Source organism: Paracandidimonas soli, assembly GCF_004342005.1.
Lineage (GTDB): Bacteria > Pseudomonadota > Gammaproteobacteria > Burkholderiales > Burkholderiaceae_B > Paracandidimonas > Paracandidimonas soli.
The window spans coordinates 197537-220556 of sequence record NZ_SMBX01000004.1; the positions used below are offsets into that span (position 1 = coordinate 197537).

The window sequence follows — 23020 nt, forward strand, 5'->3', positions numbered from 1 at the left end:
TATGGCGTCAGATCTTGCATGCGCCGCCGGCGCAGCCGTCATCCTCCGCTTCGGCACTGGCGTCTTCCGCACCGTCGCGCGTGTTGTGGTAGTACAGCGTCTTGACGCCGTACTTGTAGGCCTGCAGCAGGTCCTTGAGCAGTTGCTTCATCGGAACGCGGCCGCCCTCGAAGCGCTGCGGGTCGTAGTTTGTGTTGGCCGAGATGGACTGGTCCACGAACTTCTGCATGACGCCGACCAGCTTGAGGTAGCCGTCGTTGTTGGGCATTTTCCAGAGCAGTTCGTACTGGTCCTTCAGGCGCTCGAACTCGGGCACCACCTGGCGCAGGATGCCGTCCTTGGACTGCTTGACCGACACCAGGCCGCGCGGCGGCTCGATGCCGTTGGTGGCGTTGGCGATCTGGCTGGAGGTTTCGGAGGGCATCAGCGCGGTCAGCGTGGAGTTGCGCAGGCCGTACTGCTGGATGTCGCGGCGCAGGGACTCCCAGTCCAGGTGCAGGGGCTCCTTGCAGTACGCGTCGATATCCTTCTTGTAGGTGTCGATCGGCAGGATGCCCTTGGCATACGTGGTTTCGTCGAAGGCCTTGCAGGAGCCGTATTCGCGCGACAGCTGCATGGAAGCCTTCAGCAGGTAGTACTGGATGGCTTCGAAGGTGCGGTGCGTCAGGCCGATGGCGGCGTCGTCGGAATAGCGCGTGCCGTTCTTGGCCAGGTAGTAGGCGTAGTTGATGACGCCTACGCCCAGCGAACGGCGCTTCTCCGTGGCGTTGAAGGCGGCGCGGACGGGGTAGTCCTGGTAGTCGAGCAGGGCGTCGAGCGCGCGCACGGCCAGGTCGGCCAGGCCTTCGAGCTCGTCCAGCGATTCCAGCGCGCCCAGGTTGATGGCGGACAGCGTGCAGAGCGCGATTTCGCCGTCGGGGTCGTTGACGTCGTTCAGCGGCTTGGTGGGCAGCGCGATTTCCATGCACAGGTTCGACTGGCGCACGGGGGCGACGGCCGGATCGAAGGGGCTGTGCGTGTTGCAGTGGTCCACGTTCTGGATGTAGATGCGGCCCGTGCCGGCGCGCTCCTGCATGACCAGCGAGAACAGTTCGGTGGCGGGCAGGGTGCGCTTGCGGATGGACGGATCGCTTTCGTACTGCACGTACAGGCGCTCGAACTCGTCCTGGTCGGCGAAGAAGGCATCGTACAGGCCGGGCACGTCGTGCGGCGAGAACAGCGTGATCTGCTGGCCCTTGATCAGGCGCTGGTACAGCAGGCGGTTGATCTGCACGCCGTAGTCCAGGTGGCGGATGCGGTTTTCCTCGACGCCGCGGTTGTTCTTGAGCACCAGCAGCGATTCGACTTCCAGGTGCCACAAGGGGTAGAACAGCGTGGCCGCACCGCCGCGTACGCCGCCTTGCGAGCACGATTTCACGGCGGCCTGGAACATCTTGTAGAACGGGATGCAGCCGGTGTGCTGCGCCTCGCCGCCGCGGATTTCGCTGCCCAGGGCGCGGATGCGGCCGCCGTTGATGCCGATGCCGGCGCGCTGCGATACGTACTTGACGATGGCGCTGGTGGTGGCGTTGATGCTGTCCAGGCTGTCGCCGCACTCGATCAGCACGCACGAGCTGAACTGGCGCGTGGGCGTGCGCACGCCCGACATGATGGGCGTGGGCAGGGAGATCTTGAACTGCGAGACGGCGTCATAGAAGCGCTTGATGTAGCCCAGGCGGGTATCGGCCGGGTACTTCGAGAACAGGCTCATGGCCACCAGGATGTACAGGAACTGGGGGCTTTCGAAGATCTGCTTGGTGACGCGGTTCTGCACCAGGTACTTGCCTTCCAGCTGCTTGACGGCGGCGTACGAGAAGTTCATGTCGCGCCAGTGGTCGATGTAGCCGTTGATCTCGTCGTATTCGGCTTCGGAATAGTCGGCCAGCAGGTGCTCGTCGTACTTGCCCATGGCGGTCAGCTTGCGCACGTGCTCGCGCAGGTGCGGCGGCTCGAAATCGCCGTAGGCGATCTTGCGCAGGTGGAAGATCGCGAGGCGGGCGGCCAGGTACTGGTAGTCGGGCGTTTCCTCGGAAATGAGGTCGGCAGCCGACTTGATGATGGTTTCGTGGATGTCGTCCGTACGGATGCCGTCGTAGAACTGGATGTGCGAGCGCAGTTCGACCTGCGACACGGACACATTGTTCAGGCCTTTGGCAGCCCAGTCGATCACGCGGTGGATCTTGTCCAGGTTGATCGGCTCCAGGCGGCCGTCGCGCTTGGTGACTTTCATTTGTTCGTATTTCGTCATGAAACGTCCTTGCGGGTGGTTCTGTACGGCGCAGCCGCGCCCGTGGCGCGGCTGGCTTCGATGAAACGGGCGGGTGGCAGCGCGCGGTTGTTGCGGCACATTTGCGACGATGCGCACCATGAAAACAGTGTTTGCCGATAGGCGAGTGTCCGGCGGTTTTCCTGAAAAATGAACGACATAGCGTAGTTCGATGCAAGATAAGCGGATTAGGAAAACCAACAATATACAGCGGTTGGTGATGTGGCCGGACACTATATGTTGATAATCGGCATAGACGCTATCTTACCAAGACTGGAGAAAAACGGGGAGAAAAATACACAAGAATTTGCCTTTCCGGAGGCTGCCTGAGTTGCATCCAAATGCAACTTGATCGCATTTCCATCAAAAGGATTGGAAAAATATAGCAATTGCTATATTCTTTGGGCTTCACGCCCTCCAATCCTCCATTCGAGACAAAACACAGGAAAGCTATGATGACGACTCGACGATCTTTTCATGCCTGGCTTGGTCGTTCCGCGGCGGCCGCGCTTCTGCTGGCGGCGGGTTTCGGCACTGCCGCCTCGGCGCAGGACAAAACGCTGAATGTCGTGGCGACCACAGGCATGCTCGGCGATACGGTCCGGCAGGTCGGAGGGGAGCGCGTCAAGGTCACGACCCTGATGGGAGTCGGAGTGGATCCGCATACCTACCGGCAGACGCGCAGTGATATCGCCAGGCTGACGCGCGCGGATCTCGTCGTCTGGCACGGCCTGCGTCTGGAGGCGCAGCTGGAGTCGCTGTTCCATGACCTGGCCCGCCGCAAGCGTGTCGAGGCCCTGGCGGAAGCCATCCCGAAGGACAGGCTGCTCGGCGACGAGGATGACAAGGCGCTGTCCGATCCGCACGTATGGATGGATCCTGCGCTCTGGCAGTTCGTCATCGCCCGGGCGCGCGATACGCTGATCGAAGCCGATCCCGAGGGCAGGGAGGTCTACGAAGCCAACGCAAAGCGCTATTCCGAAGAGGTATCGGCGCTGGAGGGGCGGGTCAAGACGCTGCTGCAGTCCGTCCCGGAAAAGGATCGCGTCCTGGTGACGGCGCACGACGCCTTCCGCTATTTCGGCCGGGCCAACGGCTACGAGGTCCTGGGGATCCAGGGTATTTCCACCGAGAGCGAGGCCAGCCTGCATCGCGTGGAGGCGCTGGTGAAGCTGCTGGTCGAGCGCAGGATCAAGGCCATTTTCGTGGAGTCTTCCGTGTCGGACCAGAACATCCGGGCGCTGATCGAGGGCGCTGCCGCGCGCGGGCACAAGGTGGTGATAGGCGGCGAGCTGTTTTCCGACGCCATGGGAGAGCCGGGTACGGTGGAGGGTACCTACATCGGCATGATCGAGCACAACGCAAAGACTGTGGCCAGGGCGCTGAAAGGCGATGAATGAGGCGTGGACCGCCCCCGCCTGAGGCCGGGAGATTCCTCGCCGCGATACGGGGGGGTCTGAGGCGCCGCATGAACACTGCCTCGCTTGACCTCGGCCTGAAGGCCGGGGCTTGCGCGTGGGCGCGTGTTCAGGCCGGCGCTCGCGTGTCCCTGGTTTTCAGCGCAAGCAGCATGCCGAGCATGGTCAGCGCCGCCGTCATGGCGACGACGGCGACCCAGCCTCCGTGCTCCCATACCCAGCCGCCGGCGGAGCCGATGATGCTGGATCCCAGGTAGTAGAAGAGCAGATACAGGGAGGCGGCATGCCCCTTGTTGCCGCCCGCCTGCGGGCCGACCGCGCTGCTGGCGACGGCGTGGGCGATGAAGAACCCCGTAGTCAGCACGGCGATGCCGCCCACGATGGCGGGCCACGGGCCCAGCAGGGTCAGCAGGACGCCGCCGAGCATCAGGGCCAGGCCGGCCATCAGCAGGCGCCGCCGTCCGTAGCGGTCGGCCAGCGTGCCGGCCACGGAAGATGAAACGACGCCGAACCCGTACACCAGGAAGATCAGGCTGATGACGGTCTGGCTGAAATGGTAGGGAGCGCCCGACAACAGGAAAGTCGCGTAGTTGAACAGTGCGACGAAAACGCTCATGATCAGGAAGCCGATGGCGTAGATGCGCAGCAGGCCGCGATTGCGCAGGTGCTGCTTCCAGGCGCGCAGGTGGAACTCCAGGCTGAAGCCGGGCCGCAGGATGAAGTTGCGTGATGGAGGCAGCAGCTTCCAGAATGCGATGGCGCATGCCAGGCACATGATGCCCAGCAGGAACATGGCGATGCGCCAGGATGTGATTTCTGCCACCAGCCCCATGCCCACCCGTCCGGCCATGCCGCCGAAGGCCGTGCCGGCCACGTACAGTCCCATGCTGCGGCCCAGGTGGGAGGGATGTATCTCCTCGGCCAGCCAGGCCATGGAGATGGCGGGCACGCCGCCCAGCACCAGGCCTTCGAGGGCGCGGGCGGCCAGCAGGCCGTGCCAGCTGGGCAGCAGGGAAGCAATGATGTTCAGGACGGCGGCCATCAGCATGGATCCGAAAATCATGCCGCGCCGTCCCAGGGCCTGCGAGAATGCGCCCGCCAGGACGATGGAAATGGCGAGCAGGCCGGTGGTCAGCGACAGCGCCAGCGAACTGGATGCGGGGCTGACGTTGAAACTGGCGGCAAACGCCGGCAACAGGGGCTGGACACAATAGATCAGCGCGAAAGACGAGAACCCCACGAGGAACAGCGCCAGTCCGGCCTGCCGGTATTCGGCGTTTCCGGGGCTCAGGCCCTCGAAGCCGCCGGCTTGCGGCATGTGCGTGGAGGAGGATTGCTGGGAAGCGGTATTGCCGGCAGGGGCTGTCATGATGCGCGCGGATGGGGTCTTAACCGGCAATTTAGTGGCGTCCGGCGAATTTGTCCAATGAGGGAAGGCCGGGACGGCACTGCCAAGATAGCCGCACACTGGTAAAATGCCTGATTATTCCGAACGTTTGTGTCTGTATCATGGCATCGGACGTATCATTCGAGGCAATCTTGGAAACTTACAATCTGCCCGATAAGCAGGGCCATTTCGGCCGTTATGGCGGTTCTTTCGCCGCCGAAACGCTCGTCCACGCGCTGGACGAACTGCGCGACGCCTACGAGAAATACCGCAACGATCCTGAGTTCCTGCGCGAGTTCACGTACGAGCTGAAGCATTTCGTTGGTCGTCCCAGCCCCGTATACCACGCGCGCCGCTGGTCGGAGCAACTGGGCGGGGCGCAGATCTGGTTCAAGCGCGAAGACCTGAACCACACAGGGGCGCACAAGGTCAACAACTGTATCGGACAGATCCTGCTGGCGCGCCGCATGGGCAAGCCGCGCATCATCGCCGAAACCGGCGCGGGCCAGCACGGCGTGGCAAGCGCCACGGTGGCCGCGCGCTACGGGCTCGAGTGCATCGTCTATATGGGCAGCGAAGACGTTCGGCGCCAGGCGGCGAACGTCTACCGCATGAAGCTGCTGGGCGCCACGGTCGTGCCGGTCGATTCCGGTTCACGCACCCTCAAGGACGCCCTGAACGAAGCCATGCGCGACTGGGTTACGAACGTGGACAATACGTTTTATATCATCGGCACGGCGGCGGGCCCGCACCCGTATCCGATGATGGTGCGCGATTTCCAGAGCATCATTGGCAAGGAATGCCTCACGCAGATGCCCGAGGCCGCGGGGCGGCAGCCCGACGTGATCGTGGCCGCGGTGGGTGGCGGATCCAACGCCATCGGCATTTTCCACCCCTATATCGATCATGCGGATGTCCGCCTGATCGGCATCGAAGCTGCCGGCGAAGGGCTGGACAGCGGCAGGCATTCGGCCTCGCTGACCCGTGGCGCCGTGGGCGTGCTGCATGGCAACCGTACCTACGTGCTGCAGGACGACAACGGCCAGATCCAGGAAACCCACTCCATTTCCGCCGGCCTGGATTATCCCGGCGTCGGGCCGGAACATGCGTGGCTCAAGGATTCGGGCAGGGTCGCCTACGAAGGCATTACCGACCAGGAAGCGCTGGACGCATTCCATACCTGCTGCCGCACCGAAGGCATCATGCCCGCGCTGGAGTCCTCGCACGCACTGGCCTACGCGGCCAAGCTGGCTCCTACGTTGCCGGCCGACAAGATCATCCTGGTCAATCTGTCGGGCCGCGGAGACAAGGACATGCATACGGTCGCCGATTTCAGCGGCATCACCCTGTAAGGACGCAAGGAAACATCATGAGTTCTTCGAATCCGCGCCTGCAGGCCGCCTTTGCAGGATTGCAGGGGCGCACCGCTCTCATCCCCTATGTCGCGGCGGGAGATCCTTCCCTGACCGCTACTGTACCGCTGATGCATGCCATGGTGCGCGCCGGGGCCGATGTCATCGAGCTGGGCGTGCCGTTTTCCGACCCTATGGCCGACGGTCCAGTCATCCAGAAGGCCGCCGAACGCGCCATCGCCAACGGAACCGGCCTGGCGCAGGTCCTGGAAATCGTCGCCGACTTCCGCCGCGACAACCAGACGACGCCCGTCGTCCTCATGGGCTATGCCAATCCCATCGAGCGCATGGGTCAGGAAGCCTTCGTCGGCCGCGCGCAGCAGGCCGGCGTCGACGGCCTGCTGGTCGTCGATTATCCCCCCGAGGAAAGCGTCGAGTTCGCCGCGCTTCTGGGCAAGGCCGGCATTGACCCGATCTTCCTGCTGGCGCCCACGTCCACGGACGATCGCATCCGCCAGGTGGCGCGGATGGCCCGGGGCTATGTATATTATGTATCCCTGCGCGGCGTTACCGGCGCGGGCAATCTGGATACCGACGAGGTGGCCGGACGTCTGCAGGCCATCCGCCGACATGTCTCGATTCCGGTAGGCGTCGGCTTCGGCATCCGGGACGCCGAAAGCGCGCGCAGGCTGGCGAGCGTGGCCGATGCCGTCGTCATCGGCAGCAAGCTGATCCAGGTCATGGAAGAAGCGGTTGGCAGTATCCCGGGAGACGATCAGGCCGCAAAGGATGCGGCTGCGGCGCAGGCTGCCGCGTCATGGCTGGGCGGAATCCGGGCAGCCTTGGATCAGACCTGCTGAATCATTGAACGTACCGCATGATGCGCATGCGACTGACGGAAACAGAATTATGAGCTGGATTGAAAAACTACTCCCTCCGCGTATCAATCGCACGGACAATGGCTCCCGCAGGGTGCCGGAGGGGCTGTGGGTCAAGTGCCCCGCCTGCGAAGAGGTCCTCTACAAGGAAGATCTCAAGGCCACGCTGAATGTCTGCCCGAAATGCAGCCATCATATGCGTATCGGAGCGAGGGCTCGCATCGATGCGTTGCTCGACGAAGAGGGCCGCGTGGAAATCGGCGCCACGACCCGTCCGGTAGACCCGCTGAAATTCCGGGATTCGCGCAAGTACCCGGAACGTGTTTCCGAAGCGGTCAAGCAGACCGGCGAAACCGAAGCGCTGGTGGTGGTCAGCGGACGCATTTTGTCCGTGCCCGCCGTGCTGGCCTGCTTCGAGTTCGAATTCATGGGCGGTTCCATGGGCTCCGTCGTGGGCGAGCGCTTTGCGCGCGGCGTCCAGGAAGCCATCGATAACCGCACGCCGTTCATCTGCGTTTCGGCGTCCGGCGGCGCGCGCATGCAGGAAAGCCTGCTCTCGCTCATGCAGATGGCCAAGACCAATGCCATGCTGACCCGCCTGTCGGCGGCCGGGCTTCCTTTCATCAGCGTGCTGACCGATCCCACCATGGGGGGCGTGTCCGCCAGCTTCGCCTTCATGGGCGATGTGGTCATGGCCGAGCCCAAGGCGCTGATCGGTTTTGCCGGTCCGCGCGTGATCGAGCAGACGGTGCGCGAAAAACTGCCGCCCGGCTTCCAGCGTTCCGAGTTCCTGCTGGAGAAGGGGGCGATCGATATGGTGGTGGATCGCCGCCAGATGCGCAAAGAGCTTGCCCATCTTATGGCATTGCTGACGCGGCAGTCCGCGGAGTCCGTAGCGACCGTCTGATTCATTGTCGTTGCCGCCTGAGTTGTTTCGATGGCCTGCGCAATGCAGGCCTTTTTGCCGCCGGGCCGCTCCCTAGGCAAAAAGCGCCCCCTTGGGGGGGCAGCAAGCCGAAGGCGCAGCGTGGGGGTATTTTTTGGCAGTGCATTGGCGGCCGCCTTGTCCTTCAGGAGTCGGAAGCGATGTCGCGGGCCTGCCTGCGGGACTGGCGGATCTGCGCATGATGCGTGTCGGCCCATTCCACCAGCGCCTGCATGGGCGACAGGAATGACCGGCCGAGTTCCGTCAATGTGTATTCCACGCGCGGCGGTACTTCGGCGAACAGTGTCCTGCGCACAAAGCCGTCCGTCTCCAGCCGCTTGAGCGTACGTGAAAGCATTTGCCGGGAGATGTCATCGATCTCGCGGCTGAGCTGGTTGAAGCGCAGCGTGCGCTGCGCGAGCGCCTGAAGGATCAGCAAACTCCATTGATCGCCAATGCGGTCCAGCACATCCCGGATCGGGCAAGGCTGGTCCTGCATTTCCATGTCTTCATCGATGCGTGATGCGCCGGGTTTCGGTGGGGGAACAAGGCTGGTATTGGTCATCTCGGTGTGACTGAGTAAGTGTGGCGTGACTTCTTGGCAGAGTCGCGAAATCTGTATAGCATTTGTTTTACAGTCTATTTTTATGACTTGGTCTTGATTTAACCACACAAGGAATTGATATGTCTCGCATTGCATTGATAGGTGCCTCTGGCGCAGTGGGCTCGCGCCTTCTGAAAGAACTCTCGGATCGCGGCCATACGGTCACTGCGATTGCCCGTCATCCTGAAAAAATCGCCGGCTTTCCAGGCGTGGCTGCCATTCAGGGCGATGCGGCTGATCAGGGCGGCCTGGCCCGGCTGCTTGCCGGGCATGATGTCGTGATAAGCGCGGTCAGATTTGCGGGGATCGAGCCGAGCGCACTGATCGAGGCTGTGCGCGCCTCCGGGGTCAAACGCTATCTGGTGGTCGGCGGCGCCGGCAGCCTGGAAATCGCACCGGGCAAGCGCCTGGTCGATCAGCCGGACTTCCCCGAAGCCTATCGCGAGGAAGCCTTGCGCGGCGCGGCGTTCCTGGATGAGCTAAGAAAGGAAAGCGAGCTGGATTGGGTGTTTATTTCGCCATCGGCCATGTTCGGACCTGGCGAGCGTACAGGCAACTTCCGCCTGGGGCAGGATGCGCTGCTGAGCACGGAGCAGGGCAGCCATATTTCCTATGAGGATTATGCCGTTGCCCTGGTCGATGAGATCGAGCATCCGGCGCATTCCCGTCAACGGTTCACGGTCGGCTACTGAGAACGCGGTTCGCCAGAATATGGCGTGGCATCTGGTGTTTCAATGCAACGGGGGCGCATATGATGCGCCCCCGTTGCATTGCACAACTTGCTGATTACAGATTGGTGGTTTCCACCTGCTGCATGGGCTGATCGGCAGTCGAGGCTACCGGTTTGCGCGCGCGCCCCAGCTTGGGGGTGGGAGCTGCCGGCGTGGAGACAGCCGCGCCAGCCCGCGTTTCCACCAGTTCGATACCTGCGGAAGCCAGCATCGCGGCGAGAGGCGCATTGTCGGCGAGCGGGGCTGTGGACACAGGTGCCGGGGCAGCGGCAGGCGCTGGCTGTTCCGGCGTTTGCACGTCTGCCTCTGTTGCGTTTTCCGCAGCGACAGCGGACTCGGTCACGCTGCTTGCGGCAACCCCGACAGGGTGCGCGGCAACAGCTTCGGAGACTGTCTCGACGGCTTCGGCTTCGATGGCAGCCGGCGCTTCCGGAGTGAAAGCGTTGGCATCGACTGCCGCGGGCGTTGGCTCGACGGGTTCCGCAACAACAGGTGCAGGCGCTGGCGCGGCCTCGGCGACCGGTGACAGTTGCTCTTCTGCGTCAGCAGTCTGCAGGCTGTCTGCAGACGCAGATGCTGTGGCTTCAGGCTGGCTGGACTCGGTGGCGGGCACGGTTTCCGGTGCTTGCGCGGCCTCGATGACAGGGCTGGCCGAGGTATCGATTGCCGCTTCAGTTGCAGGAGTTGCCTGGAGATCCGTCTGGCCCATGGTCCAGGCCTGCTCCACGGGGATGCGCGGCGCTGGTGCTGCCGGGATATCTTCCGCGCCCTCGTCGGAGGATTCGGCAGTATCGTCGCCGGCGTCCAGTTCCGTACTGCTTCCGTCAGCGGCGATGGTTGCGCCATCGCCGGAACGGCGGCCGCGGCGGCTGCGACGGCGGCGGCGCTTGCGCTCGGTATCCTGCGTATCGGCCTCGCCTTCGACAGCTTGAATCTCATCGCCGGAGAAGGATGCCTGATCGATGGCTGCGGGCGCGGGCTCGGCGACCAATGCTTCCACGGCAACGGCTGCGGGCAGCAGCGTGGTATCTTCGACCGCGACGGATTCCGTCACTTGGTTTTCGTCGCGCCGGTTGCGTCCGCGTCCGCGGCGGCTGCGGGGATTGCGGGCTTCGCCGTTGTCCGCGCCAGCCTCAGCGGCAGGCAATTGGGCCTCGACACGCTTGTCGGCATGCGCCGGCATATCGGCAACGGGAGCGGCGGCATTGCCACGGCGGCGCTGTTGCTGGCGGCCTGCCTGCGGGGCGTCGGCTGTTTTGGCTGCGGTTTCGCCGCGGTTATCGGCACGGCCATCGCCGGTGCGCGCTTCATTGCGGCGTCCGCGTCCGCGCTCGCCCTGGGGGCGTTGCTCGCGCTTGTCGCCCGGCTGGCCGCTGCGTCCGCGATTGCGGTTCTGCTGGCGCGACTTGGCGGCGGCGCCTGCGCTGGTGGCTTCGGCGGCGGCGTTGCCGGCGCCCGTCAGCCATTGCCACAGGCGTGCGAGCAGACCTGTCTCGGCCTTTGCCGATGCGGCGGCCTTGCGGGGAGCCGGAGTCGAGGAGATGGGAGCAGGCTGCGCGGGGGTGATGCCCTTGACGAGGGCTTCGGGGCGCGGCTTGGCTTCCGTTTCCTTGTTTGGTTTCCAGGCGGCCTGGGTTTCGGGGTGCTGGATCAGCTGGAAACTGTTCTTCAGGTCTTCCAGGCGCGGATCGTCGTAGCGCAGGCGCTCGATGTGGTGATGCGGCGTTTCCAGGTTCTTGTTCGGGATGAGAACCAGGTTGACCTTCAGGCGGGATTCCAGCTTGGTGATGTCGCTGCGCTTTTCATTCAACAGGTAGGTGGCGACGTCCACGGGGACCTGGGCGTACAGGGCGGCCGTGTTTTCCTTCATGGCTTCTTCCTGCAGCAGGCGCAGGACGTGCAGGGCGCTGGACTCGGAATCGCGGATGACGCCGGTGCCGGTGCAGCGCGGGCAGGTGACGTGCGAACCTTCGCTCAAGGCCGGGCGCAGGCGCTGGCGGGAAAGTTCCATCAGGCCGAAGCGGGAGATCTTGCCCATCTGCACGCGCGCGCGGTCCAGATGCAGCGAGTCGCGCAGGCGCTGTTCGACGGCGCGCTGGTTCTTGCTTTCTTCCATGTCGATGAAGTCGATCACGATCAGGCCGCCGAGGTCGCGCAGGCGCAACTGGCGAGCGGCCTCATCGGCGGCTTCCAGGTTGGTGCGCAGGGCGGTTTCCTCGATGTCGGCGCCGCGCGTGGAACGGGCGGAGTTGACATCGATGGCGACCAGGGCCTCGGTGTGATCGATGACGATGGAGCCGCCGGACGGCAACTGCACGGTGCGCGCGTAGGCGGTCTCGATCTGGTGTTCGATCTGGAAGCGCGAGAACAGAGGGACGTCGTCGCGGTAGAGCTTCACGCGCTGGACGTTGTCCGGCATGACCACGCTCATGAAGGCCTTGGCCTGCTCGGCGATGTCGTCGGTGTCGATCAGGATTTCGCCGATGTCGGGCGAGAAGTAGTCGCGGATGGCGCGGATGACCAGGCTGGATTCCAGGTAGATCAGGATCGGAGCCTTGTTTTCGCGCGCGGCGGTATCGATGGCGGTCCAGAGCTGCATCAGGTAGGACAGGTCCCACTGGAGCTCTTCGACGCTGCGGCCGATGCCGGCGGTGCGCGCGATGATGCTCATGCCGGAGGGCACTTGCAACTGGTCCATGGTCTCGCGCAGTTCCTGGCGGTCCTCGCCTTCGACACGGCGCGATACGCCGCCGCCGCGCGGATTGTTGGGCATCAGCACCAGGTAGCGGCCCGCGAGCGAGATAAAGGTGGTCAGCGCGGCGCCTTTATTGCCGCGCTCTTCCTTTTCGACCTGGATGATGAGTTCCTGGCCTTCGTGCAGCGCATCCTGGATGCGGGCGGTGCGGACGTCGACACCTTCCTTGAAGTAGCTGCGGGCAACTTCCTTGAAGGGAAGAAAGCCGTGGCGCTCTTCGCCGTAGCTGACGAAGCAGGCTTCCAGGCCGGGTTCGATGCGAGTGATGACGCCTTTGTAGATATTGCCTTTGCGCTGTTCGCGCCCGGCGGTTTCGATGTCGAGGTCGATCAGCTTCTGACCGTCGACAATGGCGACGCGTAATTCTTCTTGGTGCGTCGCGTTGAACAACATGCGTTTCATGAGCAAGATTCTCCGTAGTCATGGCGCACCGTTCATCGGTACGCGACCTTGGATCACTTGGTGTGCAACGCTTGGTCTGGCAGGGGGGCGGGTTGCGGCCGGCAGGCCAGGCGAAACCCGCCCGGTATTTCAGGCAGGCACGCTGCGCCGGTGGGCGCGAGGTTCAGTCAGCAGGATGGTCAGGTTCACGGTAGGTGTGGTTAGACGGTAGATTGCTGTTTTCTGGAACGGCAGACGCGCGGATGAGGGCGCGGCTGGTGCATATGCGATGACAATAACGTTGCTAGACTTTCGGCGTCGCACGCGGTTGGCAAATGTAGGGACGTGTTAGCGGGCCGAATGTGCCACACCTCTAACCGTATCAGCCTGGATTGCACCGGCGACCTCGTGACCCGGAAACTGGAAATGGAACGGTACAATGTGCCTTTTTCGACCAGACGGAGACGCATCCATTGCATCTCTACGCTTGGGTGTTTTCCAGTATCCACAGGCTGCCGCAATTATATGCCGCTTTTCCCGTCGCGCAAAGCAATATCCCCCGAACCGCGCTCCCCTGCGGCCAGTATTGTCCAGGTAGGCCCGGAGCATGCCGGGCAGCGCCTGGATAATTTCCTGCTGCGCCTGTGCAAGGGAGTGCCGAAAAGCCATCTTTACAAGGCGATTCGCGGCGGGCAGGTAAGGGTCAACAAGGGCAGGACGTCCGCCGACTACCGGCTGGAGGAGGGCGATGCCGTGCGCATACCGCCGCTGCGCCTGCCGAGCCCGGGCGAAAAGCCGCCCGTGCCCAAGGCGGCGTTCCCTATTGTCTACGAGGACGATGCGCTGCTGGTCATAGACAAGCCGTCCGGAGTGGCTGTGCACGGCGGCAGCGGCGTGTCGTTCGGCGTCATCGAGCAGCTCCGGGCATCTCGGCCCCAGGGCGCATTCCTTGAGCTGGCGCACCGGCTGGACCGCGAAACCTCGGGCCTGCTGCTGGTGGGCAAGACCCGCAAGGCCTTGCTGGCATTGCACGATATGTTCCGCGAAGGCGCGGGGCGCAAGCACTATCTGGCGCTGGTCGAGGGCGACTGGGTGAACGACCGGCAGCACATACGCCGCCCCCTGCTGAAGTGGCTGACGGCATCAGGGGAGCGCCGCGTCAAAGTGGATCCGCAGGGCAAGCCGGCGCACACCATTGTTACATTGCGGCAACGCTACGGGCGCTACAGCCTGGTCGATGCGGAATTGCGCACGGGACGCACCCACCAGATCCGCGTGCATCTGCGGTCGGAAGGGTTTCCCATCGTCGGCGACGACAAGTACGGGAACGATGCGACGCGCGAATATTTCGCGCGGCGGGGCTTCGGGCGCATGTTCCTGCATGCTTGGCGGCTGGATATCCCGCATCCATCGACGGGGGGATTGCTCGAATTGCGCGCGGAACTGCCGCAGGACTGCGAGCGTCTGCTGGCGCAACTCGGGGAGGGAGATAAATGAAGCGGTACAGCGCGGTTGTGTTCGATTGGGACGGCACGGTCATGGACTCGACGCATTCCATCGTGGTATCCATACAGGATGCGTGCGCCGACATCGGCCTGCCCGTGCCGCCCGTGGAGCAGGCCCGGTGGGTGATCGGCTTGTCGCTGGAAAGCGCGCTCTACAGGGCCGTGCCCGATCTCACTGCGGCGCAGTTGCCACTGTTTGTTGAGCGTTTTCGTACGCATTACCTGCAAAAAGATGGTGAATTGCATCTATTTGACGGTATTACGGACGTATTTTCGGAAATTCGGCTGCGTCGGGCGGATCTGGCGGTGGCTACGGGCAAGAGCCGCAAGGGGCTGGATCGCGCACTGGACCGCTTGCAATTGAGAGACTGTTTCCGCGTCACGCGATGCGCGGACGAAACGGCCAGCAAGCCGGATCCCGCCATGCTGCTGGAAATCATGGATGCCTTGTCGCTGCCGCCCGAGCGCGTGCTGATGATAGGCGACACGACGCACGATATCGAAATGGCCAGCCGTGCCGGGGTGGACAGCGTGGCGGTCACCTATGGCGCGCACGATCGAGCCACGCTGCTGTCGGCCTCGCCGACAGCCATGGTTTCCGATGTGGCGCAGCTGCGTTCATGGCTGCTGCCCCGGCTGGAGGAGTAGGGCGGGAGCAGTTTTTTTTCAGTGGGACGCGGCCCGGCAGTAGAATACATAAAGCGTCCAGGAGGCACTCCCATGGCAAACCTGAATCCTTCCCCGCCCATTCTTCCGTCCGCCATTACGCCCGAGCCTGTCTGGCGCTCGCGCAGGCAGTTGCTGGCCGCGGCCGGGCTTGCGGCAACGGGACTAGGCTGGAGCGGCGCATCGCGGGCGCAGTCCCAGCCGGACAAGCCCGCCCTGGCGGGCAAGCGCAATGCGGCCCTGAGCGTGTCCGAAGACCTGACGCCCGAGCGCGATATCACGACCTACAACAATTTTTATGAATTCGGCCTGGACAAGGAGGATCCCTTCCTGTTCTCCGGACCCATGAAGACGGAGCCCTGGACCATCGAGGTCGAGGGAGAGGTGGCCAGGCCCAAGGTGTTCGGCCTGGACGAACTGCTGAAACTGGCGCCCATGGAAGAGCGCATCTATCGCCTGCGCTGCGTCGAGGCCTGGTCCATGGTGATCCCCTGGATGGGATATTCGCTCTCGGCGCTGTTGCGCAAGGTGGAGCCCACGGGCAATGCCAAGTACGTGGAATTCGTCACGGACATGCAGCCCGAAGCCATGCCCGGGCTGCGCAGCCGCATCCTGCGCTGGCCGTACCGGGAGTCGCTGCGCATGGACGAGGCCATGCATCCGCTGACCATGCTGGTCTATGGCCTGTACGGCAAGCAACTGCCCAATCAGAACGGGGCGCCCGTGCGGCTGGCAGTGCCCTGGAAATACGGCTTCAAGTCGGCCAAGTCCATTGTGCGCATCCGTGTCGTGGAGCATTTGCCGATGTCGAGCTGGATGGAAGTGGCGCCGCACGAGTACGGGTTCTACGCCAATGTGAACCCCGACGTGCCGCATCCGCGCTGGAGCCAGGCCATGGAGCGCCGCATCGGCGGCTCCGTGTTCGCTCCCAGGGTGCGGACGCAATTGTTCAATGGCTATGCGGACCAGGTGGCTTCCCTGTATGCGGGGCTGGACCTGCGCCAGAATTATTGAGCCGGGCGGCATGAAGGAAGCTGGAATGGGGGGAGGGTCCAGACGGGGAGCGCGTGCGGACACGAGCGGCCGGGCTGCCGGGCGCTACACCTTTTCCCTGCAATGGTGCCTGGTGTTCCTGGCGTGCCTGTTTCCGGCATGGCGCTGGGTGTGGCTGGGCTATGCCGGGCAACTGGGCGTCAATCCGCCCGAGTTCCTGATACGCTCGTCCGGCATCTGGAGCCTGGTCGCCCTGGGGGCGGTGCTGGCGGTATCTCCGATGCGGCGCTGGGCGGGCTGGACGGCCCCGCTGCGCTACAGGCGCATGCTGGGGCTGTTCGCCTTCTTCTATGCCACCCTGCATGTGCTGGGCTGGGCGCTGTGGGAATGGGGTTTTGCCCTGGCGCCGATGTGGCAGGACATATTGCAGCGCACGTTCCTGCAGGTCGGCGCCTTGGCGTATGTGCCGCTGATCTGGATGGCGCTGACTTCCACCAGGGGCTGGCGCTTGCGCCTGGGGGCGTGGTGGCAGCGGCTGCACTACGCCATCTATCCGGTCGCGGCGCTTTCGCTCTGGCATTTTTGGCTGATGCGTTCCGGCAAGACGGACTACGCCGACGTCTGGTGGGCGATCGCGGCCGCGCTGGTCCTGGGGCTGGCCCGCTTGCGGCGCGGTGCGAAGTAGGGATCCGGACTACGTCGCCAGGAACAGGAAGACCGTCGGTATCTTCGACAGGTCGGGGTGTGCGGCGTTCTTCCATTCCGCCACGCTCAGCGTGCGGATGAACTCATCGGGCGTGGTCAGGCCGCGCGCTATGCACAGGCGGGTCGTACCCTTGAGCGCCTGCAGCAGGGTCTGCAGCATGGCCGTGTTGCGATAGGGCGTTTCGATGAATATCTGGGTCTGGTTGTGCTTGCGCGATTCGTTTTCCCAGGTGCGCAACTGCGCGGCCCTGGCGTTGGGCTCGACAGGCGCATAGCCGTGGAATGCAAAGCGCTGTCCGTCCAGGCCGCTTGCCATCAGGCCCAGCAGGATGGAAGAGGGGCCCGTCCATGGGCGAACCGGCAGGCCCAGCGCATGCGCGACGGATACGACTTTTGCACCGGGATCGGCCACCGCAGGGCAGCCCGCCTCCGAGACCAGGCCTATGTCCGCGCCCTGGCGCAAGGGTTGCAGCCATTCCCGGATTTCCCGGGCATCGGTCCTGGCGTCGAGCGTGTGTATGGTGATCTCGCGCAGCGGCGTCGCGGCCTGGATGGACTTCAGGAATGCGCGGGCGGTCTTGGCGTTTTCCGCGATGTAGATCGTGAGCCCGGCAGCCAGCCGGCGCACGTCTTCGGGCAGCCAAAGGCTGGAGGGCGCTTCGCCCAGGGAGACGGGGATCAGGTGCAGGGAGCCGGAGGATCCGGCGGGTTTGGCTTGTGTCTGGTCGTTCATGTCAGGTTTTGTGAGTATCGATACATCCGGGAGAGCCGGGGCGCATAGGCGGATGAGGCGTCGCCGCTTCCTCAGCCTTCCGCCGGCACGCTGCCCGGAATCAGCGGGTCGATGCCGAACTGGCGCAGCATCTGCGACAAGGCGATGAGAGGCAGGCCGATGATGGCGGTGGGGTCGTCGGACTGCATGCTGTCCATCAGGGTGATGCCCAGGCTTTCCGCCTTGGCGCTGCCCGCCGTGTCGTAGGGCTGCTCCAGGCGCAGGTAGGTTTCGATCGCTTCTTCCGACAACTGGCGGAAGCGGCAGAATGTCACCACGTCGCGTGTTTCCTGGCGCCGTCCATCGGTGACGCACAGCGCACTGTGGAATTCGACAGTCTGGCCGCTGAACGACAGCAACTGCTCGCGCGCCTTCTCGAAGCCGCCCGGCTTGCCGATCTTGCGGCCCTGGAACGTGGCGACCTGGTCGGAGCCGATCACGACGGCGCCCGGATTCCGTTCGGCGACCGTCAGCGCCTTGGCGACGGACAGTCTCAGCGCCATGGCGGCGGGAGTTTCGCCTTCGCGCGGGGATTCGTCCACGTCGGGGGATATGGTACGGAACGGCAGGCGCAGGCGCGCGAGCATGGCTTTGCGGTAGGGGGAGCCGGAGGCGAGAATCAGGGACATGGCGGGCGCCCGCTGCGGGGCAAGTGGAACAAAAGCGGTATTATCGACGATAGTGGTGCGCGAAGGCCACGCCATGTCGGTTTTGTCGCAGTCTTTATTTGACTGATGAGGGTCGAGTGGTACATAATCGAATGTTTTCTTCTGTCTGTGATTTCACCTATGGGTGCGGCGCAGCCAGACGGCAGGTGGACAGAATCATGCATATCGATACATTCGCGCTTGCGCGCTCCGGCGAAGATCGCCAGGGGGATGTCTCGCTGTCCGGATTCGAACGCCTGCTCGACGGATTGCCCGGGCAGCCGGAAGGCAGTCGTGTCGCATGGAAGGTTTCCGGCGAAAGCGATGCCGGCGGGCGCATGTTCATGCGCCTGCAAGTGCAGGCGGTCGTCATGCTGGAGTGCCAGCGCTGCATGGAGCCGATGCTTCATCCGGTGCAGGTTGATACGAGACTGGAGATCGTGCCGTCCGAGTCCGCCCTGGCGGACGAAAGCGACGCCGATGCCATGGCGGACGACGATGCTCCCGACCAGATTGTCGGGTCGCATCGGTTCGACATTCTGGAACTTGTCGAGGACGAGCTCATCATGGCCGTCCCCTACGCTCCAAGGCACGACGTCTGCATCGCATTGCCGGGTCAGGATGACGGCGATGCGCCGGACGACACGCAAAACGCCAGGCCTTCGCCGTTCGCGGCGCTGGCCGGGTTGAAGAAAATTTGATTTCAAGCAACTTAATTCGCAGGGCCGCGCTTACAATAGCGCCTTGCATTCAGGAGTCCATCATGGCCGTTCAGCAAAACAAGAAAAGCCCGTCGCGTCGCGGCATGCACCGTTCGCACGATGCCATCTCGGCGCCGGCAACCGCAATCGAGCCGACGACCGGCGAACTGCACCTGCGTCACCACATCAGCCCCAACGGCATCTACCGCGGCCGCAAGGTTCTGAAGACCAAGAACGACGAGTAATATCCATCCCGCCCGGCAACGGGCGCCGATGCGCTACCACACATAACACGTCACACATGCCACACAATCCAATTTGCATCGCCATCGATTGCATGGGTGGCGATGCCGGCTTGCCGGTGACGGTGCCTGCCGCGCTGCAGTTTGCCAGGCGCAATCCAGATACAAAACTCCTGCTGGTAGGCGACTCCACCGCGATTCGGGCGGCCCTGAAGGACCAGGGCGGCCTGGGCCGCGACTGGTACGAGATCATTCATGCCTCCGAGGTCGTCGCCATGGACGACCCGGTCGAAGTCGCCCTGCGTCGCAAGAAAGACTCATCCATGCGCGTAGCCGTCCAGTCCGTCAAGGACGGACGAGCGCAGGCCTTCGTGTCCGCCGGCAATACCGGCGCGCTCATGGCCATTTCGCGCTACGTGCTCAAGACGCTGGATGGCATCGACCGCCCGGCGATCGCCACCGTCATCCCCAACCAGAAGGGCGGCGGCACCACCGTGCTCGACCTGGGCGCCAATGTGGACTGCACCGCCGAACACCTGCTGCAATTCGCCATCATGGGAACGGCGCTGGTGTCTGCCGTCGAGCAGCGCAACCGGCCGTCGGTCGGCCTGCTCAATATCGGCGAAGAGGTCATCAAGGGCAACGAGGTGGTCAAGCGCGCGGCCGAGCTGCTGCGCAGCAGCGGCCTCAATTTCCACGGCAATGTCGAGGGCGACGATATCTGCAAGGGTACCGTCGACGTCGTGGTCTGCGACGGATTCGTGGGCAATGTCGTGCTGAAGTCCATCGAGGGCCTGGCGCGCATGGTGTCCAGCATGATGCGCGAAGAGTTCCAGCGTTCGGCTCTGTCGAAGCTGGCCGGGCTCGTCGCCATGCCCGTCCTGCGCCGCTTCCGTGGCAGGGTGGATAATCGGCGCTACAATGGCGCGGCCCTGTTGGGCCTGCGCGGCATCGTCATCAAGAGCCACGGCTCCGCCGATGCCTATGCGTTCGGCTGCGCCCTGCAGCGCGCGCACGAAGCCGTGCAGAACGGCCTGCTCGACGACACCGCCCGTACGGTGGACAGCCTGCGGCAATACATGCAGGCGGCCAAGGAACAGCAGGACTCCCCTCAACCAGCGGTATAACAGTCCGCGCTCCAGACGCGGGCATCAGGAAGTCGATCATGTCCCATGCCAGGATAATCGGTTCGGGCAGTTATCTGCCGCCTCGTATTGTTACCAATGACCAGTTGGCGGCCGATCTGGCGCAGCGCCAGATCGAAACCTCCGATGCCTGGATCACGGAGCGCACGGGCATCCGGCAGCGGCACCTGGCCGACGACGGCGTGACCTCCAGCGAGCTTGCCGCCGAAGCGGGCCGCGCCGCGCTGGAAAACGCGGGCGTCGGCCCGCAGGACATCGATCTCATCATCGTGGCCACCTCCACGCCGGACTTCATCTTCCCGAGCACGGCTTGCCTGGTGCAATCCAAACTGGGCATCAAGGGCGGCCCCGCATTCGACGTGCAAGCGGTCTGCAGCGGATTCGTCTATGCGCTGACCACGGCCGAAGCGCTGATCCGCGCGGGGCGCGCACGCACGGCGCTGGTCATTGGCGCCGAAGTCTTTTCCCGCATCCTGGACTGGAACGATCGCAGCACCTGCGTGCTGTTCGGCGACGGAGCGGGCGCCGTGGTGCTGCAGGCCAGCGAAGAGCCGGGCATTGTGGGCGCCAAGCTCCATGCCGACGGCAGCTATGCCGGCATCCTGAACACGGCGGGCAGCGTATCGCATGGCTGCGTGGTCGGCGACCCGTTCCTGCGCATGGACGGCCAGGCCGTATTCAAGCTGGCCGTGACGGCGCTCACCAAATCGGCCGCCGAAGTCTGCGCGCAGGCCGGCGTGCCTGTCGAATCCATCGACTGGCTGGTGCCTCACCAGGCCAATGTCCGCATTCTAAGCGCCATCAGCCGCCGTCTCGGCGTGCCCGACGAGAAAGTCATCGTCACGCTGGACAAGCATGCCAATACGTCGGCCGCCAGCGTGCCGCTGGCGTTCGATGCCGCGCGCCGAGACGGGCGCATCAAGGCCGGCGACCTAGTCCTGATGCAGGGCGTGGGCGGCGGCTTCACCTGGGGCAGCGTGCTCGTCCGCATGTAGGCAGAGCCGGCCGTGGCGCGGGCGCTGCCGGGGTTTTCCCTTGTCCCGGCATGACGGCGGTCCGGCCCGGTTATCATCTGAATTCCTCCGGGCATGGCGGCGCCGGTGCCCGTATCCCTCTGAATCCTCTGAATCAACCGAACTGACACAATGAAAGTTGCCTTTGTATTTCCCGGCCAGGGTTCGCAATCCGTCGGCATGCTCGACGCATGGAGCGGAAATGCCGCCGTGGCGTCCACGCTGGCCGAAGCCTCCGACGCACTGGGCCAGGACCTGGCCGCGCTGATCTCGGGCGGCCCTGCCGAAGACCTGAACCTGACGACGAATACGCAGCCTGTCATGCTGGCGGCGGCGGTGGCGGTGTACCGCGCCTGGATCGATGCCGGCGGCAAGGAGCCGGCGTTGGTGGCGGGCCACAGCCTGGGCGAGTATTCCGCGCTGACGGCGGCAGGTTCGCTGGCGCTGGCCGATGCCGTGCGCATCGTGCGCGTGCGCGCCGATGCCATGCAGACAGCCGTTCCTGTCGGAACCGGCGGCATGGCTGCCGTCCTGGGCCTGGATGACGCCGCTGTGCTGTCCGTCTGCGAGCAGGCGGCGCAGGGCGAAGTGGTCGAGGCCGTCAACTTCAATGCTCCCGCGCAGGTCGTCATCGCGGGGCACAAATCCGCCGTCGAACGCGCCTGCGAACTGGCCAAGCAGGCTGGCGCCAAGCGCGCGCTGCCGCTGCCGGTATCCGCGCCGTTCCACTCCAGCCTGCTGCGGCCGGCCGCCGAGGTGTTGCAGCGGGCCCTGGCGGGTGTGACGCTGTCCAGTCCGTCCATCCCCCTGATCAACAACGTGGACGTCGCCAGCCCCTCGGATCCGGAAGGCATCCGCGACGCCCTCGTGCGCCAGGCATGGCGTCCGGTGCGCTGGGTCGAAGTCGTCCAGGCCATGAAGGCGCAGGGCGTGACGCATGTGGTCGAGTGCGGCCCAGGCAAGGTCCTGACCGGCCTGACCAAGCGCATCGACGGTGATCTGACCGGGCTTGCGATCACGGACCCGGCCTCCATGCAGGCCGCTTTGGAAACACTACAGGGATGACAAGCATGCAAAAGACACTGGAAGGCAAGACCGCGCTGGTAACCGGCGCTACGCGCGGCATCGGCAAGGCCATTGCCCAGGAACTGGCGCAGCAGGGCGCGCGCGTCGTCGGCACGGCGACCAGCGAATCCGGGGCAGCCGGCATTTCCGAGGCCCTGGCTCCGCTTGGCGGCAAGGGCGTCGTGCTGAACGTCAATGACGCCGCAGCGGTCGAGGCCCTGGTGGCGCAACTGGCGGCGGAGGACGGCGGCCCCCATATCCTGGTGAACAATGCAGGCATCACTCGCGACGGCCTGTTCATGCGCATGAAGGACGAAGACTGGTCGGCCGTCATCGACACCAATCTGAATGCGGTATTCCGCCTGTCGCGCGCTGTGACCAAGCCCATGATGAAGGCTCGCTGGGGCCGCATCGTCCACATCACGTCCGTCATCGGCAGCAGCGGCAACGCGGGCCAGGCCAATTACGCGGCATCCAAGGCGGGCGTGGCCGGCCTCGCCCGCGCCCTGGCCAAGGAGCTCGGCAGCCGCAACATTACGGTCAACTGCGTGGCCCCGGGCTTCATCGAAACCGACATGACGCGCGTGCTCAGCGAAGACCAGACCTCGGCCATCCTGACTCAGGTGCCCCTGGGACGCCTTGGCAGGGCCGAAGACGTGGCGCATGCGGTCGGCTTCCTGGCTTCGCCGAATGCCGCTTATGTCACGGGCGTTACATTGCACGTCAATGGCGGCATGTATATGGAATGACGGGTCATAGTAAAATCCGTCTTGTGTAGTTGGCAGCATGGGTGGCGGATGTCCAGAAAAACCCTGACCTTCGCCTCTGTT

The 23020-nt window shown here is 64.2% G+C and carries 22 protein-coding genes; 15 read left to right on the forward strand and 7 right to left on the reverse strand.

The window, feature by feature from the left end; translation table 11 throughout:
• Nucleotides 1–7: 7 nt before the first annotated feature.
• Both nrdA and EV686_RS18585 read right to left on the reverse strand, forming a co-directional pair.
• On the reverse strand, nt 8–2287 hold the full coding sequence (gene nrdA / locus EV686_RS10160) for a class 1a ribonucleoside-diphosphate reductase subunit alpha (protein WP_132476570.1): 2280 nt from the start codon (nt 2285–2287) through the stop codon (nt 8–10).
• Nucleotides 2284–2466, reverse strand: coding sequence for a hypothetical protein (locus EV686_RS18585; RefSeq protein ID WP_165972569.1), 183 nt, complete (start codon nt 2464–2466; stop codon nt 2284–2286). The genes nrdA and EV686_RS18585 overlap by 4 nt, the downstream gene beginning before the upstream one ends.
• Before the next feature lie 291 nt (nt 2467–2757).
• Here EV686_RS18585 and EV686_RS10165 point away from each other — a divergent pair, with 291 nt between their 5' ends.
• The gene (locus EV686_RS10165) at nt 2758–3705 is read left to right on the forward strand and encodes a metal ABC transporter solute-binding protein, Zn/Mn family (protein ID WP_132476573.1); all 948 of its coding nucleotides are present in this window, start codon (nt 2758–2760) and stop codon (nt 3703–3705) included.
• Nucleotides 3706–3832: 127 nt separating this feature from the next.
• Here the strand turns inward: EV686_RS10165 and EV686_RS10170 are convergent, their stop codons facing one another.
• Complete coding sequence (locus EV686_RS10170) at nt 3833–5092, reverse strand: MFS transporter (RefSeq protein WP_132476576.1); 1260 nt, start codon at nt 5090–5092, stop codon at nt 3833–3835.
• Between the two features lie 140 nt (nt 5093–5232).
• On the opposite strand from EV686_RS10170, the gene trpB reads away from it, so the two are divergent.
• The 3 genes from trpB to accD are packed head-to-tail and all read left to right on the forward strand — an operon-like array spanning nt 5233 to nt 8247.
• A complete protein-coding gene (gene trpB / locus EV686_RS10175) occupies nt 5233–6462 on the forward strand; it encodes a tryptophan synthase subunit beta (protein WP_207901734.1) in 1230 nt (409 codons plus the stop codon).
• A gap of 17 nt (nt 6463–6479) precedes the next feature.
• Nucleotides 6480–7322, forward strand: coding sequence for a tryptophan synthase subunit alpha (gene trpA, locus EV686_RS10180; protein WP_132476582.1), 843 nt, complete (start codon nt 6480–6482; stop codon nt 7320–7322).
• Between the two features lie 49 nt (nt 7323–7371).
• On the forward strand, nt 7372–8247 hold the full coding sequence (gene accD / locus EV686_RS10185; RefSeq protein ID WP_132476585.1) for an acetyl-CoA carboxylase, carboxyltransferase subunit beta: 876 nt from the start codon (nt 7372–7374) through the stop codon (nt 8245–8247).
• Between the two features lie 163 nt (nt 8248–8410).
• On the opposite strand, the gene EV686_RS10190 is transcribed toward accD, so the two are convergent.
• Nucleotides 8411–8830: a winged helix-turn-helix transcriptional regulator gene (locus EV686_RS10190; protein ID WP_132476589.1), complete on the reverse strand. Its 420-nt coding sequence runs from the start codon at nt 8828–8830 to the stop codon at nt 8411–8413.
• 119 nt (nt 8831–8949) lie between these two features.
• Here EV686_RS10190 and EV686_RS10195 point away from each other — a divergent pair, with 119 nt between their 5' ends.
• Nucleotides 8950–9561, forward strand: a complete 612-nt coding sequence (locus tag EV686_RS10195) for an NAD(P)-dependent oxidoreductase (protein ID WP_132476592.1) — start codon at nt 8950–8952, stop codon at nt 9559–9561.
• Nucleotides 9562–9655: 94 nt separating this feature from the next.
• On the opposite strand, the gene EV686_RS10200 is transcribed toward EV686_RS10195, so the two are convergent.
• Nucleotides 9656–12757: an Rne/Rng family ribonuclease gene (locus EV686_RS10200; protein ID WP_132476594.1), complete on the reverse strand. Its 3102-nt coding sequence runs from the start codon at nt 12755–12757 to the stop codon at nt 9656–9658.
• Nucleotides 12758–13261: 504 nt separating this feature from the next.
• On the opposite strand from EV686_RS10200, the gene EV686_RS10205 reads away from it, so the two are divergent.
• From EV686_RS10205 to EV686_RS10220, 4 genes are all read left to right on the forward strand, one after another.
• Complete coding sequence (locus EV686_RS10205; protein ID WP_132476597.1) at nt 13262–14233, forward strand: RluA family pseudouridine synthase; 972 nt, start codon at nt 13262–13264, stop codon at nt 14231–14233.
• Nucleotides 14230–14889 (forward strand): HAD family hydrolase, encoded by a 660-nt coding sequence (locus EV686_RS10210; protein WP_132476600.1) that lies wholly within the window; start codon nt 14230–14232, stop codon nt 14887–14889. The genes EV686_RS10205 and EV686_RS10210 overlap by 4 nt, the downstream gene beginning before the upstream one ends.
• Nucleotides 14890–14961: 72 nt before the next feature.
• Nucleotides 14962–15921, forward strand: a complete 960-nt coding sequence (gene msrP / locus EV686_RS10215) for a protein-methionine-sulfoxide reductase catalytic subunit MsrP (RefSeq protein WP_132476603.1) — start codon at nt 14962–14964, stop codon at nt 15919–15921.
• Between the two features lie 10 nt (nt 15922–15931).
• Nucleotides 15932–16585, forward strand: coding sequence for a protein-methionine-sulfoxide reductase heme-binding subunit MsrQ (locus EV686_RS10220; protein WP_243650836.1), 654 nt, complete (start codon nt 15932–15934; stop codon nt 16583–16585).
• Between the two features lie 9 nt (nt 16586–16594).
• Here EV686_RS10220 and EV686_RS10225 read toward each other — a convergent pair whose 3' ends face one another.
• Nucleotides 16595–17338 carry an SAM-dependent methyltransferase gene (locus tag EV686_RS10225; protein WP_132476606.1) on the reverse strand — a complete coding sequence of 248 codons (744 nt, stop codon included), beginning with the start codon at nt 17336–17338 and terminating at the stop codon, nt 16595–16597.
• Nucleotides 17339–17409: 71 nt separating this feature from the next.
• Entirely contained in the window at nt 17410–18006 is a 597-nt protein-coding gene (locus tag EV686_RS10230; protein WP_132476609.1) for a Maf family nucleotide pyrophosphatase, read from the reverse strand.
• A 197-nt stretch (nt 18007–18203) separates the two neighbouring features.
• On the opposite strand from EV686_RS10230, the gene EV686_RS10235 reads away from it, so the two are divergent.
• The 6 genes from EV686_RS10235 (at nt 18204) to fabG (ending at nt 22939) form a co-directional block, all read left to right on the forward strand.
• Entirely contained in the window at nt 18204–18725 is a 522-nt protein-coding gene (locus tag EV686_RS10235) for a YceD family protein (RefSeq protein WP_165972570.1), read from the forward strand.
• A 62-nt stretch (nt 18726–18787) separates the two neighbouring features.
• Nucleotides 18788–18970, forward strand: a complete 183-nt coding sequence (gene rpmF / locus EV686_RS10240; protein ID WP_132476615.1) for a 50S ribosomal protein L32 — start codon at nt 18788–18790, stop codon at nt 18968–18970.
• A 56-nt stretch (nt 18971–19026) separates the two neighbouring features.
• Complete coding sequence (gene plsX / locus EV686_RS10245) at nt 19027–20094, forward strand: phosphate acyltransferase PlsX (RefSeq protein ID WP_132476618.1); 1068 nt, start codon at nt 19027–19029, stop codon at nt 20092–20094.
• A gap of 38 nt (nt 20095–20132) precedes the next feature.
• Entirely contained in the window at nt 20133–21107 is a 975-nt protein-coding gene (locus EV686_RS10250; protein ID WP_165972571.1) for a beta-ketoacyl-ACP synthase III, read from the forward strand.
• Nucleotides 21108–21257: 150 nt separating this feature from the next.
• A complete protein-coding gene (fabD, locus tag EV686_RS10255) occupies nt 21258–22190 on the forward strand; it encodes an ACP S-malonyltransferase (protein WP_132476624.1) in 933 nt (310 codons plus the stop codon).
• Between the two features lie 5 nt (nt 22191–22195).
• Nucleotides 22196–22939 carry a 3-oxoacyl-ACP reductase FabG gene (gene fabG, locus EV686_RS10260; protein WP_132476932.1) on the forward strand — a complete coding sequence of 248 codons (744 nt, stop codon included), beginning with the start codon at nt 22196–22198 and terminating at the stop codon, nt 22937–22939.
• Nucleotides 22940–23020: the final 81 nt, after the last annotated feature.